The 17,584-nt window shown below is 67.6% G+C and carries 17 protein-coding genes; 11 read left to right on the plus strand and 6 right to left on the minus strand.

All coding sequences use genetic code 11. From position 1 onward, the window contains the following. The first annotated feature begins 13 nt into the window (after positions 1-13). On the plus strand, positions 14-991 hold the full coding sequence (locus tag VX037_RS07275; protein ID WP_287016727.1) for a class I SAM-dependent methyltransferase: 978 nt from the start codon (positions 14-16) through the stop codon (positions 989-991). 69 nt (positions 992-1,060) lie between these two features. Here the strand turns inward: VX037_RS07275 and VX037_RS07280 are convergent, their stop codons facing one another. Beyond that, entirely contained in the window at positions 1,061-1,420 is a 360-nt protein-coding gene (locus VX037_RS07280) for a hypothetical protein (protein WP_235722513.1), read from the minus strand. A 68-nt stretch (positions 1,421-1,488) separates the two neighbouring features. On the opposite strand from VX037_RS07280, the gene VX037_RS07285 reads away from it, so the two are divergent. Beyond that, entirely contained in the window at positions 1,489-2,712 is a 1,224-nt protein-coding gene (locus VX037_RS07285) for a class I SAM-dependent methyltransferase (RefSeq protein WP_235722514.1), read from the plus strand. A 44-nt stretch (positions 2,713-2,756) separates the two neighbouring features. Here the strand turns inward: VX037_RS07285 and VX037_RS07290 are convergent, their stop codons facing one another. Further along, the gene (locus tag VX037_RS07290; RefSeq protein ID WP_235722516.1) at positions 2,757-4,112 is read right to left on the minus strand and encodes an outer membrane protein assembly factor BamB family protein; all 1,356 of its coding nucleotides are present in this window, start codon (positions 4,110-4,112) and stop codon (positions 2,757-2,759) included. Between the two features lie 97 nt (positions 4,113-4,209). Between VX037_RS07290 and VX037_RS07295 the strand changes: the two genes are divergently transcribed. Beyond that, positions 4,210-4,956 carry an acyltransferase gene (locus VX037_RS07295; protein ID WP_235722518.1) on the plus strand — a complete coding sequence of 249 codons (747 nt, stop codon included), beginning with the start codon at positions 4,210-4,212 and terminating at the stop codon, positions 4,954-4,956. A 17-nt stretch (positions 4,957-4,973) separates the two neighbouring features. Here VX037_RS07295 and VX037_RS07300 read toward each other — a convergent pair whose 3' ends face one another. Genes VX037_RS07300 through VX037_RS07315 form a run of 4 tightly spaced genes read right to left on the minus strand, consistent with a single transcriptional unit; the run spans position 4,974 to position 9,329 of the window. Further along, on the minus strand, positions 4,974-5,639 hold the full coding sequence (locus VX037_RS07300; protein WP_235722520.1) for an AIM24 family protein: 666 nt from the start codon (positions 5,637-5,639) through the stop codon (positions 4,974-4,976). Positions 5,640-5,648: 9 nt separating this feature from the next. Continuing rightward, positions 5,649-6,950: a glycosyltransferase family 4 protein gene (locus VX037_RS07305; protein WP_266061720.1), complete on the minus strand. Its 1,302-nt coding sequence runs from the start codon at positions 6,948-6,950 to the stop codon at positions 5,649-5,651. 19 nt (positions 6,951-6,969) lie between these two features. Beyond that, entirely contained in the window at positions 6,970-8,544 is a 1,575-nt protein-coding gene (locus VX037_RS07310; RefSeq protein WP_328713837.1) for a glycoside hydrolase family 57 protein, read from the minus strand. Positions 8,545-8,561: 17 nt separating this feature from the next. Then, positions 8,562-9,329, minus strand: coding sequence for a class I SAM-dependent methyltransferase (locus VX037_RS07315; protein WP_328713744.1), 768 nt, complete (start codon positions 9,327-9,329; stop codon positions 8,562-8,564). Between the two features lie 198 nt (positions 9,330-9,527). Between VX037_RS07315 and VX037_RS07320 the strand changes: the two genes are divergently transcribed. The 8 genes from VX037_RS07320 (at position 9,528) to VX037_RS07355 (ending at position 17,563) form a co-directional block, all read left to right on the plus strand. Next, positions 9,528-10,313, plus strand: a complete 786-nt coding sequence (locus tag VX037_RS07320) for an electron transfer flavoprotein subunit beta/FixA family protein (protein WP_287016729.1) — start codon at positions 9,528-9,530, stop codon at positions 10,311-10,313. Between the two features lie 58 nt (positions 10,314-10,371). Then, entirely contained in the window at positions 10,372-11,328 is a 957-nt protein-coding gene (locus VX037_RS07325; protein WP_235722527.1) for an electron transfer flavoprotein subunit alpha/FixB family protein, read from the plus strand. Positions 11,329-11,506: 178 nt separating this feature from the next. Then, complete coding sequence (locus tag VX037_RS07330; RefSeq protein WP_328713746.1) at positions 11,507-12,388, plus strand: lysophospholipid acyltransferase family protein; 882 nt, start codon at positions 11,507-11,509, stop codon at positions 12,386-12,388. A 92-nt stretch (positions 12,389-12,480) separates the two neighbouring features. Further along, entirely contained in the window at positions 12,481-12,966 is a 486-nt protein-coding gene (locus VX037_RS07335; RefSeq protein WP_235722530.1) for a DUF4334 domain-containing protein, read from the plus strand. Between the two features lie 6 nt (positions 12,967-12,972). Continuing rightward, on the plus strand, positions 12,973-14,058 hold the full coding sequence (locus tag VX037_RS07340; RefSeq protein ID WP_287016731.1) for an NAD(P)-dependent alcohol dehydrogenase: 1,086 nt from the start codon (positions 12,973-12,975) through the stop codon (positions 14,056-14,058). A gap of 132 nt (positions 14,059-14,190) precedes the next feature. Continuing rightward, positions 14,191-15,399, plus strand: a complete 1,209-nt coding sequence (locus VX037_RS07345; RefSeq protein ID WP_328713748.1) for a cysteine desulfurase family protein — start codon at positions 14,191-14,193, stop codon at positions 15,397-15,399. Continuing rightward, positions 15,399-16,544 carry a tRNA 2-thiouridine(34) synthase MnmA gene (gene mnmA / locus VX037_RS07350; RefSeq protein WP_328713750.1) on the plus strand — a complete coding sequence of 382 codons (1,146 nt, stop codon included), beginning with the start codon at positions 15,399-15,401 and terminating at the stop codon, positions 16,542-16,544. Before VX037_RS07345 ends, mnmA begins: the two co-directional genes overlap by 1 nt. Then, on the plus strand, positions 16,541-17,563 hold the full coding sequence (locus VX037_RS07355; protein ID WP_328713753.1) for a vitamin-B12 independent methionine synthase: 1,023 nt from the start codon (positions 16,541-16,543) through the stop codon (positions 17,561-17,563). The genes mnmA and VX037_RS07355 overlap by 4 nt, the downstream gene beginning before the upstream one ends. Positions 17,564-17,584: the final 21 nt, after the last annotated feature.

Raw genomic sequence — 17,584 nt, forward strand, 5'->3', positions numbered from 1 at the left:
GGAGAACCCACACATGACCACCGACGTGACCCCGGGGACCGACCCCGAACCCAACCCGCACGCCACTGAGGAGCAGGTGCGCGCCGCCCTGGCCGACACCAAGCTCGCGCAAGTGCTTTACCACGACTGGGAGGCCGAGACCTACGACGACAAGTGGTCGATCTCCTACGACGAGCGCTGCATCGACTATGCGCGCGGCCGATTCGACGCAGTCGCCGCAGATCAACCACTGCCGTATGAGCGGGCCATGGAACTCGGTTGCGGCACCGGTTTCTTCCTGCTGAACCTGATGCAGTCGGGGGTCGCCACGAAGGGATCGGTCACCGACCTGTCGCCGGGCATGGTGAAGGTCGCCCTGCGCAACGCGGAGAACCTCGGGCTCGACGTCGACGGCCGAGTGGCCGATGCCGAGCGAATCCCGTATGACGACAACACCTTCGATCTCGTCGTCGGCCATGCCGTGCTGCATCACATCCCGGATGTCGAACAGGCCTTGCGGGAGGTACTGCGGGTGCTGAAGCCCGGTGGGCGTTTCGTGTTCGCCGGCGAACCCACCACCATCGGTGACTTCTACGCACGCTGGATGAGTCGCGCCACCTGGGCAGCGGCGACCAACGTGACGAAACTGGGGCCCCTGAAGTCGTGGCGCCGACCGCAGGAGGAACTCGACGAGTCGTCGCGAGCGGCCGCGTTGGAGGCCGTCGTCGATATCCACACTTTCGATCCGGCCGATCTCGAACGGATGGCACGCAGCGCAGGCGCGACCCAGGTCGACACCGCCACCGAGGAGCTCGCCGCCGCGATGCTCGGTTGGCCGGTACGCACCTTCGAGGCGGCCGTCCCGCCCGGCAAGCTCGGCTGGGGCTGGGCGATGTTTGCCTTCAACGGGTGGAAGCGACTGTCCTGGCTGGACGAGAAGGTCCTCCGGAAAGTGTTGCCGCCCAAGTTCTTCTACAACGCGATCGTCACCGGTATCAAGCCGGGTGGTTGACCATCGGTCGGGTACCGCGCAGAACGTTCCCCACACCTGCGGCAGGTGTGGGGAACCTCTCGCGTGGTGTCAGTTGTCGACGGGATTGAGGGTCGACGACGCAACCGGGACTCCGAGCACCGTGTTGATGGCACGGTAACCGTCCCGGGTCTTGATCAGGACGAGGCGGCTGACCGGTGGTATCTCCGCGTATCCACCGGTCGGCGTGTGGGTGAGAGCCAGGGGTGTCCCGGCCGGGCCGATGAGCTCGTCGCCGACGACCCGATAGATCTGACACGGTCCCGGCTCCACCGAACTGCCGTAGCGGGTCTGCACACAGAATTCGTAGGTGCCGTCCTCGACCTGTGCGTGTGCGGGTCCGGAGCCGGCGGCGAGTGCAGTCCCGGCTACGGCGGCGGCGAGAAAGGATACGGCTACTGAACGTCTCATGGCACGGATCTTTCCTTAGGCTAACCTAACTCGTCAACTCGTCGGTTCCTCGGGAAAGATGGTGGTCGATGGGATATCGATTCACGGACGATGATGTGTCGTTCCTGCGGTCGCGTCACGGCGCCGAGGCTCTCGCGAGTGCGTCTGCGCTGGAGCTATCTGCGTCGTCGATGCTGCGTGACGTCGCCGACCTCCGTGCGCGATTCGCGCCGCGCGACGGCGCCATCGTCGAAACCGTGTTGTGTCGTCGGCGGGGGAAGGCGAAACTACGTGTCGCCGAACGGATGTTGTTCACGGAGGACGCAGTGCAGCAGGCGACCGCCTCTCCGGTCGCGGCGCACCGCGCGACGGAGATCGCGGCACGCCATCCCGGTGCAGTGGTACACGACATCACCTGCTCGATCGGCGCGGAGATGATGGAACTTGCTGCACAACGACAGATCTCGGGTGTCATCGGCAGCGATCTCGACCACACACGTCTCGCGATGGCGCAGCACAACACGGGCCTCGACGGTCCGCCGGCCACCCTACTCGTCGCCGACGCGCTCTCGCCGACCTCGACCGCCGATGTCATCGTCGCCGATCCGGGCCGGCGCTCGGGCGCCGGACGGGTGTTCCGGCTCGACCAGCTCACGCCGCCGCTGCTCGACGTGTTGACAACGTATTCGGGGCGTCCCCTTGCGGTGAAATGTGCTCCGGGACTTGACTACCAGACGTTGCGGGACCTGTACGGCTTCGACGGGCAGGTGCAGCTCTCGTCGCTCGACGGCGCAGTCCGTGAGGCATGTCTGTGGACCGACCGTGACGGTGAGCCGCGCCGCCGTGCCACCGTGATGCGCACCGAGCCGGATGGTTCCGTGCAGTCCTACGAGGTCACCGACGCCGATGCCGACGACATCGGCGGCGGCGAGGTGGGGGAGTGGATCATCGATCCCGACGGTGCCATTGTGCGTGCCGGTCTGGTGCGTCATTACGCTCGGCGCCACGGTCTGTGGCAGCTCGATCCGCAGATCGCGTACCTGACCGGGACCCGAGTCCCGTCGGGTGAACGTGGTTTCCGCGTCCTCGAGGCGTGCGGCGTAGCGGACAAGGAGTTGCGACGTCGCCTTGCCGCCTACGACTGTGGCACCCTCGAGATCCTCGTTCGCGGACTCGACGTGAACCCCGACGAGCTACGAAAACGGCTCAAACTCAAGGGTGCACGCGCGCTGGCCATTATTCTCACGAGGGTAGGGCGTCGTGGTGTCGCCTACCTGTGTGAACCGGGCGTGCGAACACCTGGCCTCATCTAGGCTGCGACGCCAGAGCGGCCCGCCAAGCCGCTGTGTTCCCGGCCTTACCGGCTTTCGATCGATGCCTTGCTGTCGAAGAAGTAGACTTTGCCGATATTGGTCGCGGTGGCGATCTGGCCCCACGGCGATACCGCGACTCCGGTGGCGAATCCGACGGATTCGGGCAGGGGCAGCGTGCGCATGGTGGTGCCGTCCGCTGCGGAGACCTCGGTGAGCGACAACGAGTCCTTGCCCTCGTCGCGCACCACCGTCCATGCGGTGTCCTGGTCGGTCAGGGTGGACAGGCTGACCACAGCGAGATCGTCGCGCTGCCACACCTGTTCAGCGTGATCACCGGCATCGCGCAGCAGGGTCAACGGTGCGCCGAGAACGCCCGTGGGGATGATGAGCCCGTCGGGTGACACGCTCATCGTCGCGAAGCCGTAACCGCCGTTGTCGTACGTCCACCGGGTGGCGCCCGACGCCGCGTCGATGGCCACGATCCGGCCGAGGCGACTGAACGCGTACACGGTCGAACCGTCTGCCGACAGCGTCGGCGCCCCGATCACACCGCCCGGCACATCGGCATGCCAGATCTCGCGCATCGTGCGCCCACCGTCCTCGGTGGCGTAGCTCATCGCGCGGATCTGCGAGGCGATGGCACCCTGCGGCCAGAAGTTCACGAAGAAGCGTTCATTGGCGGTGTCCACCGCCGGGGGTGCGGGGATGGCGCAGCGCGGTCCGTTGGTGACGCATTCGCCGAACCCGAAGGTCGGGTCGTCGGGGTTCATGTCCGTACGCAACCGGACCTCCGGGGCGGTGAAGTCGCTGGTCTGCGAATTCAACAGCAGGAGTTGACCTTGGGTGGTCGCCACCAGAACCTCGCCGGGAGCGGCGAACTTCGCCGACAGCGGCACCCCGATCATCGGCATCCGCCAGCGGATCGCGCCACCGGCGCTGAACGCCAGGAACATCGACTCCTCACCGACGTACGGTTGATCGAACTGGTCGACGAGCAGCGAGTTCACCTCGGTGCCCGTCCGCATTCTCTTGCAGAAGTTCTTGCGGCCGTTGCGCGGATCGAGGATCAGCAGGTTGCAGCCGTTCGCGGTGCTCGATGTGACACCCACGTTGCCGTTGCCGGAGATGGTGAGCGGTGCGGTCACCGGGCCGCCGGTGGGGCGCGTCCAGCTCAGTTCGAGATCTTCGGGCACCGCGGGATAGGCGAAGTTGGAGTTGGCGGCGTTGCCGCCATAGCTCGACCATCCCGCGCTCGCCACCGAGCGGATGTCGATGTGGCCGTCCGAACACGAGGTCACCAGCACCGCCACCACACTCGCCAGGATCGTCGCGACGATCATCGGCGTGCGGCGTGCGTTCTCGGTGCGAGCACCCTCACCCACCGGGGCTGCTGCAGCCATCGGCGCTCCTGTTCTGGTCGCGGTTGCCCCGTCGGTCGACGTGCCAGTCTCAGAGCCTAACGTGGGCCCGAACGGTTCTCGATTAGGGTTTGTCGACATGACCACGATGTGGAATGCCTCCTACCGCTCGCGCCTGCGGGCAGGGCGCCGGCGTGATCCGGCGCAGGCCCGTTTCCTCACCCTCGACTCGTTGCGCTGGGTGAAGCGCAATCGTGCCTACACCCCGTGGTACCTGGTTCGTTACTACCGGCTGGCGCGATTTCGGCTCGCGAACCCCCACGTGGTGCTGCGGGGCATGGTGTTTCTCGGACGCAACGTGGAGATCCATGCGACCCCGGAGATGTCACGGCTGGAGATCGGCCGCTGGGTCCACATCGGGGATGGCAACTCGATCCGTTGTCATGAGGGCAGCCTGCGCATCGGCGACAAGACCGTCTTCGGCTGCAACAACGTGGTGAATTCGTACCTCGACCTCGAGATCGGCGGGTCCACCCTGATCGCCGACTGGTGCTACATCTGCGACTTCGACCACAAGATGGACGACATCACGTTGCCCATCAAGGATCAGGGCATCGTCAAGGGACCGGTGCGCATCGGCCCGGACACCTGGGTCGCGGCGAAGGTGTCGGTGCTGCGCAACACGATCGTGGGCCGGGGATGTGTACTCGGCTCACATGCGGTGGTGCGTGGGGTGATCCCGGACTATTCGATCGCCGTCGGCGCCCCGGCACGGGTCGTGAAGAATCGTCAGGACGACTGGGCGCAGTCAGCGCAGCAGCGGGCCGAACTCGAGCGGGCATTGGCCGACATCGAACGCAAGAAGGCGCAAACACACGATTCGTGAGCCCGATGCCCCCGGGGTCAGTGAGCTCCGGGTGCCACACCTTCACTCGGTTGGACGACGACGAACCCAGGTCCGTGGAACGCCAGCTGAAACGATTCCCCGGAGCCGCGACCGATCAGCGAACCGAGCTTGAAGTCGTTCTTCAGGCCCGGGGACAGGGTGCTCGACCAGCACACCGCCGCCTGCGGGTCGACAAAGGTGGGCTGAACCGAGCAGTCGAGGATCATCGGCGGTCCATCGCTGGCGATTCCGACGGTGCCGTGGCCGCCGAGAGTCAGGTTGAACAACCCGCCGGCGAGCATGCCGGCGTTTCCGATCGAGGTGATCTTCCAGTCGAGAGACGCGTCGAAGGCGAGCAGACTCGACGTGTTGATGGTGAGGGAGTCGCCCTCGAGGTCGATGGTGAACACAGTGCTGTTGGATCGGGCGAAGAAGACCTCGCCCTGCCCGCGCACCCGCATCAGTTGCCCACCCTCGTTGGTGACCGCCTTCTTCAGGAAGTTCGACATCGACCCCGAGCCTTCGTGGGCGAAGTCGAACTGACCTTGATAGGCCACCATCGCACCCTTGGCGGCCAATGCCTCCGGGCCGAAGCCGAGTCGCAACATCTTGTCCGACTGCAAGGTCCAGCGCTGCGCGCTCTGCTTCTCCTGGTTGACCTGATCGAAGATGGGACTGCGCACGATGACTCCTCAGCTGTCGGGTGCGGTGTCGGCGCTCACTGTCGGTTGTGCAGGATCACGCTCGGGCAACGGTCGTTGCGGGATGTGTGGTCTACCGACCGGATGACGAACGCGTCGTTTGGCGGCGAGATACACCCCGGCGGTCCGTTCGGCCACCTCCGCCCAGGAGAACTCGACGGTGAGTCGTTCCCGTGCACGGCGAGCGCGTACGGCTGCCGCGGCCGGGTCCGCGAGACCCGCCCGCACGGCAGCGGAGAGCCCGGCGATGTCACCGGGTGCGAAGGTGAGCCCGGTGGTGGGATCCGACACCGCCTCACCCAGGCCGCCCGCCGACGACACGATCAGCGGGATACCGGTGGCCGCTGCCTCCAGAGCCACGATGCCGAACGGCTCATATCGACTCGGCAACACGATGGCGGCACATCGGTGCATCAGATCCACGAGTCCGTCGTGGTCGACGGCGCCGAGGAAACGTACCGACTTGGCGACCCGGTGGCGTCGGGCCTCGTCGACCAGCCAGTCCAGCTGAGTGCCGGTGCCGGCAACGGTCAGGGTGGTGCCGGGGTGGGTGCGCCGGATGCGGGGCATCGCGGCGATGAGATCCTGCACCCCCTTCTCGTACTCGAGGCGGCCCGCGAACAACAGCTCGGGCGGTCCGGATACCGGTGGCCGCGGGGCGAACGGCCAGGTGCGGATGTCGATGCCGTTGTGGATCACCGACACATCAGCGATGTCCGGACCGAAGAGGCGACCGACCTCGTCGCGCATCGACGTCGAACAGGTGATCAGCGAATCCGATTCGTGCGCAAGCCACCACTCCACCGAATGCACCTGCCGATTGGTTGGCCCGCTCACCCAGCCGCTGTGCCGGCCGGCCTCGGTGGCATGGATCGTGGACACCAGGGGGACGTCGAAGAACTCGGCCAGGGCCACAGCCGGGTGGGCGACGAGCCAGTCATGAGCGTGCACCACATCGGGTACCCACGGTGATGCGCCGGTCGGATCTCGGCGTCCGCCGAACGCGGTCATGCCGGCTCGGATCAGCGCATGTCCCATCGCCAGGGTCCAGGCCATCATGTCCTGGCCGAAATCGAACTCCGGCGGATCCTCCGCGGCGGCGATCACCCGAACGCCGTCGGTCCGGGTGTCGGTGGTGGGGTGGCTGACCGCGTCGGTGCCCGTGGGGCGCCGCGTCAACACCACCACATCGTGGCCGGCGAGTGCGAGTTCGGTGGTCAGCTGATGCACATGCCGACCGAGGCCACCCACCACGACCGGTGGGTACTCCCACGAGACGATCAGCACCCTCATCTGGCATCCCCCATCGCGCTCACGCGCCCGAGCCACCCGGCGGCGTGGCGGTGTACAGTCGCCGCGCGTCCAGCCCGGCGAACAGATTGTCGGCCCGAGACCAGTTGCGGGCGAGTCGCTCGGCGAGGTCGACCCGGCCGCGGAGTGCGGCGTCGCAGATCTCCCGGGTTGCGTGCGCATGTTTGTGCGCCCGTTCCACAGCGTAATGCGCAGCCGTGTCCTTGGAGACCATGAACGGCCAGTCCGATGACACCGTGAGCAGCGTCTCCCGCACGATCTGATCGGCGACGCGGTTGCGTCCGCCCCGATACCCGGCGCCCGCGCCGAGGGCCACCGGCTCGATCAGCTTGTCCACCGCCGCCAACGCGGTCTCGGTGACCTCGGCGTTGAGCGCCACCAGGTGGTCGACCTGGGGACCGTTCCAGACGCGCCAATCCTTGCCCGATCCCCACGACGATGCGGCCAGATCCACGGGGGCACCCACGAGACCGTTCCGTCGCGCGGAGTCGAGGGTGCCGACCCGGATGCCGGCCTGCGGCAGGCGGTGCAGCACCCGCTCGAGCCAGACCGGACCCTCGTGCCACCAATGTCCGAACAACTCGGTGTCGAACGCGGCCACCACCAGTGCGGGACGGCCCAACCGAGCCGATTCGTCGATGAGCCGACGACGTACGTGGTCGACGAAATCATCGACGTGTCGGTCGATGATCGGGTCCACGCCTGCGGGGTCGTAGGGTTTCTTGTCCTCGGCGACCACCGTGCGTCCGGTCACCCGGGCCGGTTTGAGGCCGGTCAGGTGGTCGTAGGTATGAAAGTCCCGGTACGCAGCATGTCCCGGATAGCCCGATCGGGGCGACCACACCCGGTAGCTGACGGCCAGGTCCCGGCCGAATGCGACGACGTCGGAGCCGCCGACAGGTCGGCCGAGGGCAGTGTCGCCACGCAGCGTCGGCCCGTCGACCATGAAGTGTCCGACCCCGGCTGCGGCGTACTCGGCTTCCATTCCGGGGGCGAAGGCGCATTCCGGGGCCCAGATCCCGGCCGGGTCGATGGCCCAGCGCGTGCGTGCGTCGGCCAGCCCCTCGCGTAGCGAGAACTGGCGCAGCCGGCCGTCGAGCAGCGGCGCGAACGGGTGGGCCAGCGGCCCGCCCAGGATCTCCACGACTCCCGCCGATGCCAACGCGCGGATCTGCGGGCTGCCGCCGTGGCGCCAGTGCATCTCGAAGTCGGTGAGGGCGGCTCGGGAGGCACGGAATTCCCGGGTGCCCAGATCGCGGCGGGTCCGGTCACCATCGGCCGCGGCCGCCGTGGCCCGCAGATGCCAGTCCGCGAGCCACTCGTGCATCGAATTGGTGCACTGCGGGTCGTCGAGCTGCGCGGCCAGCACCGGTGTGATGCCCAGCGAGAGTTGGTCGGTGGCACCGGCATCGGCGAGGCGGCGCAGCATCGCGAACAGCGGCAGATACGAACCGGCCCACGATTGGTACAGCCATTCCTCGCCGACCGGCCAGCGGCCATGGTTGGCCAGCCACGGCAGATGCGAGTGCAGCACCAGGCAAAACTGTCCCGGAACCGGTTGCGCGGACGAGGTCACGTCGACGGTACTGCGGGTCACGGTCGTACGGCGACAGCGAGGAGGTCGAGACTGGCGTCGATGTCCACCTCAGGTGCCGCCGCATCGCGGATCTCGAAGTCGGTCAGGCGGATTGCGGCCACATCGGCAACGAGCTCGGCAGGCCACTGCTGACCGGCCAGCGCACGGTCGATCTGAGCATCGATCACCGACCCACCCCATTTCGCGTCGAGCGCGCCCAATTCGGCGCCGTGGTACACCCCGTGCATCGACTCCACGGCGAGTCCGCCCTCGATCAGCAGTTCGCGTAGTTCCGTGGCGTCGAGCTCGCGGGTGTGGAAGGGATTGAGCGGGGTGTCGCGGCCCGGCGAGAAGGTGATGCGATTCGGGGTGGAGATGAGCAGTCGCCCACCCGGTCGCAGGACCCGGCGACACTCGGCGACGAATGCGCCCTGATCCCACAGGTGTTCGATCACTTGGAAATTGATCACCACGTCCACCGAGTCGGCGGGCAGCGGCAGATCGATCAGGTTGCCCTGGTGCACCGTCAGGCCCGGGTAGCGGCGACGGGTGTGGGAGACCGCGGCCTCGTCGTAGTCGACGCAGACCACCGACCGCGCCACCTCGGCGAGCATCGCCGCGCCGTAGCCCTCGCCGGAACCCGCCTCGAGTACATCGCCACCGGCGCAGCGATCGAGGACGTGGGCGTAGGCCACCTCGTGCCGCCGGAACCAGTAATTCTCCTCGGCGATCCCTGGGACGGTCCGCTCGCCGGTCACCGCGAGGGTGTCGTGTGACTCGCTCATCCCCACGACAGTAGTAGGTGGGCATCCCCACTCAACGTTCATGCTTGCCGCGACCGCCGCCGCAGCCGATCGGCCCGCGCGTTATGTGAGGTAGGCGATGTTTTGTGCCAACCGAGCAGACGCTAAAGTAGGGGAGACCGATAGCAACTTACTGGGCAGTAAGATGTTGAAACCGACGCAGGAGGTCGACGCAGACCCATGACAAACATTGTCGTTCTGATCAAGCAGGTTCCTGATACGTGGTCCGAGCGCAAGCTGACCGATGGGGATTTCACCCTGGACCGTGAGGCCGCCGACGCCGTTCTCGACGAGATCAACGAGCGCGCGGTCGAGGAGGCCCTGAAGATCAAGGAAGCCGACGGCGGCGAGGTCACCGTGATGACCGCCGGCCCTGAGCGCGCCACCGAGGCCATCCGCAAGGCGCTGTCGATGGGTGCCGACAAGGCGATCCACATCAAGGACGATCAGATGCACGGCTCCGACGCCGTCCAGACCGCTTATGTGCTGGCCCGTGCGCTCGGCACGGTCGAGGGTGTCGAGCTGGTCATCGCAGGCAACGAGGCCACCGACGGCCGCGTGGGTGCGATCCCGGCGATGATCGCCGAGTACCTGGAGCTCCCGCACCTGACTCATCTGCGCAAGCTCACCGTCGAGGGCGAGACCCTCAAGGGTGAGCGCGAGACCGACGACGGCATCTTCCACGTCGAGGCCGATCTCCCGGCCATCGTGAGCGTGAACGAGAAGATCAACGAGCCGCGGTTCCCGTCGTTCAAGGGCATCATGGCCGCGAAGAAGAAGGAAGTTCAGGTCGTCACCCTCGCCGAGATCGATGTCGAGGCCGGCGACGTGGGCCTGGAGAACGCCGGCAGCCAGGTGACCGCCTCCGCTCCGAAACCGCCGAAGACCGCCGGTGAGCGCGTCAGCGACGAGGGCGATGGTGGCACCAAGGTCGCCGAGTACCTGGTGTCGCAGAAGATCATCTAGTCCGCACGGGCCCTGACATCACCAGCGACAACCCAGACATTCAGGAGATAGAAGAAACATGGCTGAAGTACTCGTGCTCGTGGAGCAGGACGCCGAAGGCGCCCTGAAGAAGGTCACCAGCGAACTCATCACCGCCGCCCGTGCGCTCGGCACCCCGTCGGCCGTCGTGGTCGGCAAGCCGGGATCGGCCGACGGTATCGTCGACGGTCTCAAGGAAGCCGGCGCGGAGAAGATCTACGTCGCCGAATCCGACGATGCGGCGGCCTACCTCGTCACCCCGCAGGTCGACGTGCTCGCGTCGGTCGCCGAGCAGGCCTCGCCGGCCGGCATCCTGGTCGCGGCCACCCCGGACGGCAAGGAGATCGCCGGACGGCTGGCCGTGCGCTTGGGCTCGGGCGTGCTCGCCGACGTGGTCGACGTCAAGGAGGGTGCGGTGGGTATCCACTCCATCTTCGGTGGCGCATTCACCGTCGACGCCCAGGCCAAGGGCGACGTCCCGGTCTTCTCGGTCCGTCCGGGTGGCGTCGAGGCGGCTCCGCAGGCCGGTGCCGGCGAGCGCGTCGACGTCGAGGTCCCGGCGCAAGAAGACGGCGTCGTGAAGATCACCAAGGTGGAGCCGAACGTCGGTGGCGACCGTCCGGAACTCACCGAGGCCTCGATCGTGGTCTCCGGTGGCCGTGGCGTCGGCAGCGCCGAGAAGTTCTCGGTGATCGAGGAGCTCGCCGATTCCCTCGGTGCCGCCGTCGGCGCATCGCGTGCCGCGGTGGATTCCGGGTACTACCCCGGTCAGTTCCAGGTCGGTCAGACCGGTAAGACGGTGTCGCCGCAGCTCTACGTCGCGCTCGGCATCTCCGGTGCCATCCAGCACCGTGCCGGCATGCAGACCTCGAAGACCATCGTCGCGGTCAACAAGGACGAAGAGGCGCCGATCTTCGAGATCGCCGACTACGGTGTCGTCGGCGATCTGTTCAACGTCGCACCGCAGCTGACCGAAGAGGTCAAGAAGCGCAAGTGAGGTTGATCGGCTCACGAAGCTGAGCCAAGCGAACCCCGGTGGCCCCCGACGTGTCGATACCGACACGTCGGGGGCCACCGTCGTCTACCCGGGGCGAGTGCCGGGTGTTCACCACGCGCGCACCGACACGCAACGTCGATGTGGCGATCAGGTCGTTCGACGTCGGTGTCATCAGGTCATGACCATCACGTCGAGTCTGCCCGCCGAACCGGTCGTCGCATTGCCACCGCTCGATGCGCCTGCGCTCACCGTCGTCGGGTCGAAGCATGCGTGGTACCCCGACAGCGCGTGTGGGGATCGGTGCCGCCAACTCGATCCGGCCGCAGCGGGCGGATATCTGCTCGTCGCGATCCGGCTGACGGGTCTGCTCGCCACGGTCGTGCTGCTCGCCCTGACCGGGCCGCTGGCGGCGGTGTGTCCGCGCCTGGTCCGTCGTCGGTACCTCGTGCGGGCCGCCCGCGCACTGCTGTGGTCGATCGGTGTGTCGGTGCGCGTGGACGACCGCCGCCCGTTCGTGGGTGGCACGCGTGGTCTCATCGTGGCCAATCACACGTCGTTCCTGGACATCTTCGCGCTCGCCGTGATCAGCCCCGCGCACTTCGTGGCGAAATCCGATGTCGCCGCGATGCCGGTGATCTCCGGGATCGCCCGCCGACTCGGCGTCATCACGATCGACCGTGCGGCGCTGCGCCGCCTGCCGGCCACCGTGGCCGAGGCGGTGGAGCGACTCCATCGCGACAGTTCCGTGGCGGTGTTCCCCGAAGGCACGACGTGGTGTGGCCGCGAGGCCGGTCGGTTCCGCCCGGCCTTCTTCCAAGCGGCCATCGACGCCGGTGTGCCGATCATCCCGGTTCATCTGCGTTTCACCGCCCACGACGGCTCGGTCACGGCAGCGGCCAGCCTGATCGGAGACGACTCGCCGTTGGACACGCTGCGCCGGGTGCTGGCCGTGCGCGGTCTCGTCGTGCGGGCCACCGTCCACGAGGCGCAACTACCCGATGCCGACCGTCGTGCCCTGGCACTGCGCTGCGAGCGGCTGGTCTCCGGGGCCGCAGGTTGAGATGAAATCATTGATATATCTCATATATGTTGTATCCCGAACGCACGACGACCCGTCGGCGTGGTGATCCAACATCAGGAGGACTGCGAGCAATGACGTCCGCACCGGCCCTGTCCCGCGCTGAGGCGCAGAAGCGATTCGCCGCCCTCGTCGCCGCCACCGGCGTCGTCGACGATGCCGAACTCGACGCAGTTTGGGCGGCACTGGAGACCATGCGCCCCGAAGAGATGTTCGGTGCGTGGAAGGGAGGAGAGTTCACCACCGGCCATCCGGTCAACGGCATGCTCGAGAAGGCCGGCTGGTATGGCAAGACCTTCGTCTCCCGCAGCGATGTCCAGCCGCTGGTGTGCCGTGGCGAGGACGGAAAGCTGTTCTCCGACAAGAAACTCGGCAAAGGCGAAGCGAGTCTCTGGGCCATCGAGTTCCGCGGTGAGGTGACCGCGTCCATGGTCTACGACGGTCAGCCGGTCATCGACCACTTCAAGCGCGTCGACGCCAACACCGTGATGGGCATCATGAACGGCAAGGGTGGTGTCGTCGACGGCCGGCACCTCTACTTCTATCTCGAGCGGGACTGAGCGCCGGTGCAGATCGACGCCGCGGTCGTCTCCACCCCGGGCGGCCCCTTCGAGGTGATGCAGATCGAGATGGACGAGCCGCGCGCCGGCGAAGTACTGGTACAGATGCGGGCGGTCGGTATCTGTCATACCGATCTCGGCATGAAGGCGACCTGGTCACGGCGTCGCCTGCCGCAGGTCTTCGGGCATGAGGGCGCCGGGGTGGTGGCCGCGGTCGGACCGGATGTCACGGGCCTGCAGGCCGGGCAGACGGTGAGTCTCACCTTCCGCAGCTGCGGGCGGTGCGGCCAGTGCACGAGCGGTCACCCGGCGTACTGCACGGCCGGACTCAACATGGCCGGCCGACCCGATGGCTCCCCGACGTTGCGGCGGGGTTCCGACCCCGTCTTCGGTGGATTCTTCGGCCAGTCGAGCTTTGCGACCTACGCGATGGCCCACGCCGACAACGCGATACCGATACCGGCCGATGTTCCGGCCAGTGTCGCGGCACCGTTGGGGTGTGGTGTGCAGACCGGGTACGGCACCGTCACTCAGGTGATCCGTCCGGCGCCGGGCTCCACGGTGACGGTGTACGGGGCGGGCAGTGTCGGGCTGTGCGCGGTGCTCGCCGCCGTCCGCGCCGGTGCCGACGTGGTGGCGGTGGATCCGATCGCCCGACGCCGGGAACTGGCGGAGAAGTTCGGCGCAATCGGGAGCGTGGATCCCGCCGCGACCGACGATGTGGCCCGCGCAGTGCGGTCGATCCATCGGCGCGGTACCGATCACGGCATCGACACGACCGCCCGGCAGGATGTCGTCGCGGCGGCGGTGCAGGCCGCCGAACCCCGCGGCGACATCGCGCTCGTCGGGATCGGTCGCACCCTCGAGTTCGACGTCATGAGCGTTCTCTACAAAGGACTGACGATCCGCGGCGTCATCGAGGGTGATGTGGTCGCGGCCGACATCATCCCGGAACTCGCCACCCTCTATCTCGCCGGGGAACTGCCGCTCGACGAGCTCATCACGACCTACCCGTTCGCCGACATCGAGCGGGCCGCGGCCGACTCGCTGACCGGCACGACCGTCAAGCCGGTGCTGCTGTTCGACTCCTGACGCGCGGACGCCCACCGGCGCTCCGGCGGTGGGCGAGTCCCACCGACAGCCGCCCGGCTCGTGTCGATCACCTCACTGTCGGACCGTGCGGGAATTGGTGGGCCGTCGATGCGCGTTTATCCTTGCTAAGACATGTCCACGCCATCCCGAGCCCCGATCTACCTCGATCACGCTGCGTCGACCGGCATGCTGCCGGACGCCATCGAGGCGATGACCGCTGTCTTCGCGCAGCCGGGCAACGCGTCGTCGCTGCACGGGTCGGGCCGATGGTCGCGTCGCCGACTCGAGGAGGCACGCGAATCGGTGGCCGCGTCGGTGGGGGCCCGACCCTCGGAGGTCATCTTCACCGGTGGGGGTACCGAAGCGGACAACCTCGCTCTGAAGGGGATCTACCGGGCACGGCGGCGAGCCGATGCCCGTCGGCGCCGGGTCATCGTGTCCGCGGTCGAACATCATGCCATCCTCGATCCGGCCCTATGGTTGTCGGACGTCGAGGATGCCGAGTTGGTGATCGCGCCGGTGGATGGCGAGGGTTTCGTATCACCGTCGTGGGTGCAGGCCGAGCTGGCCGAGCATGCCGACGAGACCGCGGTCATCTCGGTGATGTGGGCCAACAACGAGGTCGGCACGATCGAGCCGATAGACGAGCTCGCCGCCATCGGGGCGGAGTTCGGGGTTCCGGTCCACTCCGATGCCATCCAGGCGGTCGGCCACATCCCGGTCGATTTCGGTGCCGCCGGGCTGGCCGCGATGAGTCTCGCGGCCCACAAGTTCGGTGGGCCCCAGGGCGTCGGCGCCTTGCTGCTGCGCCGCGACGTCGATTGTGTCCCGCTGCTGCACGGAGGCGGGCACGAGCGTGACGTGCGCTCGGGTACGCAGGATGTGGCCGGCGCGGTCGGCATGGCGGCGGCATTGCGCTGGTCGACCGACCATCTCGAGACGAACATCGAGTCCGTGACGGCGCTGCGCGAGAAGCTGTTCGCCGGGCTCCTCGCGTTGCCCGGCACCACCGCCAACGGTCCGCGCGACCAACGCCGCCTGCCCGGCAATGTGCACGTCTCCTTCGACGGCTGTGAGGGGGATTCGCTGCTGATGCTGCTCGACGCCAACGGTGTCGAGTGTTCCACCGGATCCGCGTGCACCGCAGGCGTGGCACAGGCCAGTCACGTGTTGTTGGCCATGGGACTCGACGTCCCGACTGCGCGCGGGTCACTGCGCTTCTCGCTGGCCCCGACGTCGACAACTGCCGACGTCGACGCGGTCGGCGAGGTCATCGGCCAGGTCGTGAACCGCGCTCGTGCGGCCGGCCTGGTGTCATCACCGAGTGGAGAGGTCAGCTGATGCGCGTACTCGCCGCGATGAGTGGTGGCGTCGACTCCTCGGTCGCCGCTGCCCGCGCCGTCGACGCCGGACACGAGGTGGTCGGCGTCCACCTGGCACTGTCGAGCGCTCCAGGTGCGCTGCGCACCGGATCGCGTGGCTGCTGTTCGCGGGAGGACGCGTCCGACGCGCGTCGTGTCGCCGACGTTCTCGGCATCCCGTTCTATGTCTGGGATTTCGCCGACCGGTTCAAAGACGACGTGATCGACGAGTTCGTCGATGCCTACGCAGCCGGTCAGACCCCGAACCCGTGTCTGACATGCAACGAGAAGATCAAATTCGCCGCATTGGCTCAGAAAGCGGTGGCGCTGGGCTTCGACGCGCTCGCGACCGGACATTACGCGCGCCTGGCCGACGGTGAGCTCCGGCGTGCGATCGACGAGGACAAGGACCAGTCCTATGTGCTCGCTGTGTTGACCGCCGAGCAGCTGGCGCGAGCGATGTTCCCGGTGGGGGACACCCCCAAGAGCGGGATCCGTGAGGAGGCGGCCCGCCGTGGACTGGCCGTCGCCGAGAAACCGGACTCCCACGACATCTGCTTCATCCCGACCGGAGACACGCGCGCCTTCCTCGGCGCACGGATCGGCATCCGGCCGGGGGCGGTGGTCGACGCCGACAGTGGTGAACGACTCGCCGACCACAAGGGCGTGCACGGCTTCACCATCGGCCAACGCAAGGGACTCGGCATCGACGCACCGGCCGCCGACGGGCAACCGCGGTACGTGACCGATATCGATCCGACCTCGGGCACGGTGACAGTCGGTTCGGCCGCCCACCTCGATGTCTGGTCCATCACCGCCGGTCGCGCCGTGTGGACATCCGGAGTGGTGCCCGACGGGCCAATCGACGTGATGGTGCAGGTACGCGCCCACGGCGGTCTCGCCCCGGCCCGCGCGACCCCGATATTCGCCGACGACGAACCCGCGATCGAGATCGCCCTCGCCGAACCTCTCACCGGCGTGGCGCGAGGTCAGGCCGCAGTGCTCTACGCACCCGACGCGCAACACGGTGACCTCGTATTGGGTTCCGGACGAATCCGTGCCACCGACTCCGATCCCGCGTCCGGCGCCCCCGACGCACGGGTTCCGGCCGGCGCCCACCGGTGAACGCAGCCGCGAGAACCCAGCTCGGCGGTACCGGGACCGGCATCGGCTCGATGCCCGGCACCGACGCCCGCGAGGCAGCGGCCGTTGTGAACGGTGAACTCGACCTCGCCCATCTCGTCGAGCTGCCCGCCCGTGGCGTGGGCGCCGACATGATCGGACGAATGGCCGCCGTCCTCGTCGATCTACCCATGGATGCCGACACCTGGGGCTACCGGCTCGGGTCACGGGGCGCGGGGTCGGCCCGGCGTGCCCGCGATCATCTGCAGGCCGACCTCGATGCCGTCGAGGAGATCTGGGACGCTGCAGGATTCATCGGTACCTCGCGCCCCTTCAAAATCCAGGTCTGCGGGCCTTTCACCCTGTCGGCGTCGGTCGAACTGCCGTCCGGTCACAAGGTGCTGCGCGATCGCGGGGCGTGGCGAGACGTGGTCGCGTCGACCGCGGAGGGGACCCGCGAGTTGGCGGGGGAGGTGACCCGCCGGCTCGGGGCCGAGATCATCGTGCAGCTCGACGAGCCGATGGTCGGCCAGGTCATCGACGGCGCGGTGGTACCGCTGACCCGATTCGACACCATTCCGGCGGTCCCGGTCGTCGAGGTCGTGGATGCGTTGCGCGGGCTGATCGACGCCGTCGACTGTCCGGCCATCGTGCACAGCTGCGCCGCCCCGCGCTGGGACCTCATCACGCGCATGCCCGGAGTCGGTTGGTCACTCGATGTGACCAGCGTGACGAGTGACGATCTCGACGGGCTCGGAATGCTGCTGGACCGCGGTGACGTGTTGGTGGCTGGTGTAGTGCCCGGCACCGGCGGGGATCGCCGCGTGCGAGCCGAGACCGTCGCCACCCGCCTGGCCACCCTCGTCGACCGCATCGGGCTACCCCGAAAAGTGTTGTCGGACAGCGTTGTGGTCAGCCCCACCTGTGGGTTGGCCGGGGCCGAGCCGGGTTGGGCGAAGGCGGCGCTGGGGGTCTGTGCGGCGACCGGCGAACTCCTCGGCACCGATTCAGAGGCGCTGTGATCGGAGCCACCGCACGCGCTC

The organism is Gordonia sp. Z-3, from assembly GCF_036233855.1.
GTDB classification, from domain to species: Bacteria; Actinomycetota; Actinomycetes; order Mycobacteriales; family Mycobacteriaceae; genus Gordonia; species Gordonia tangerina.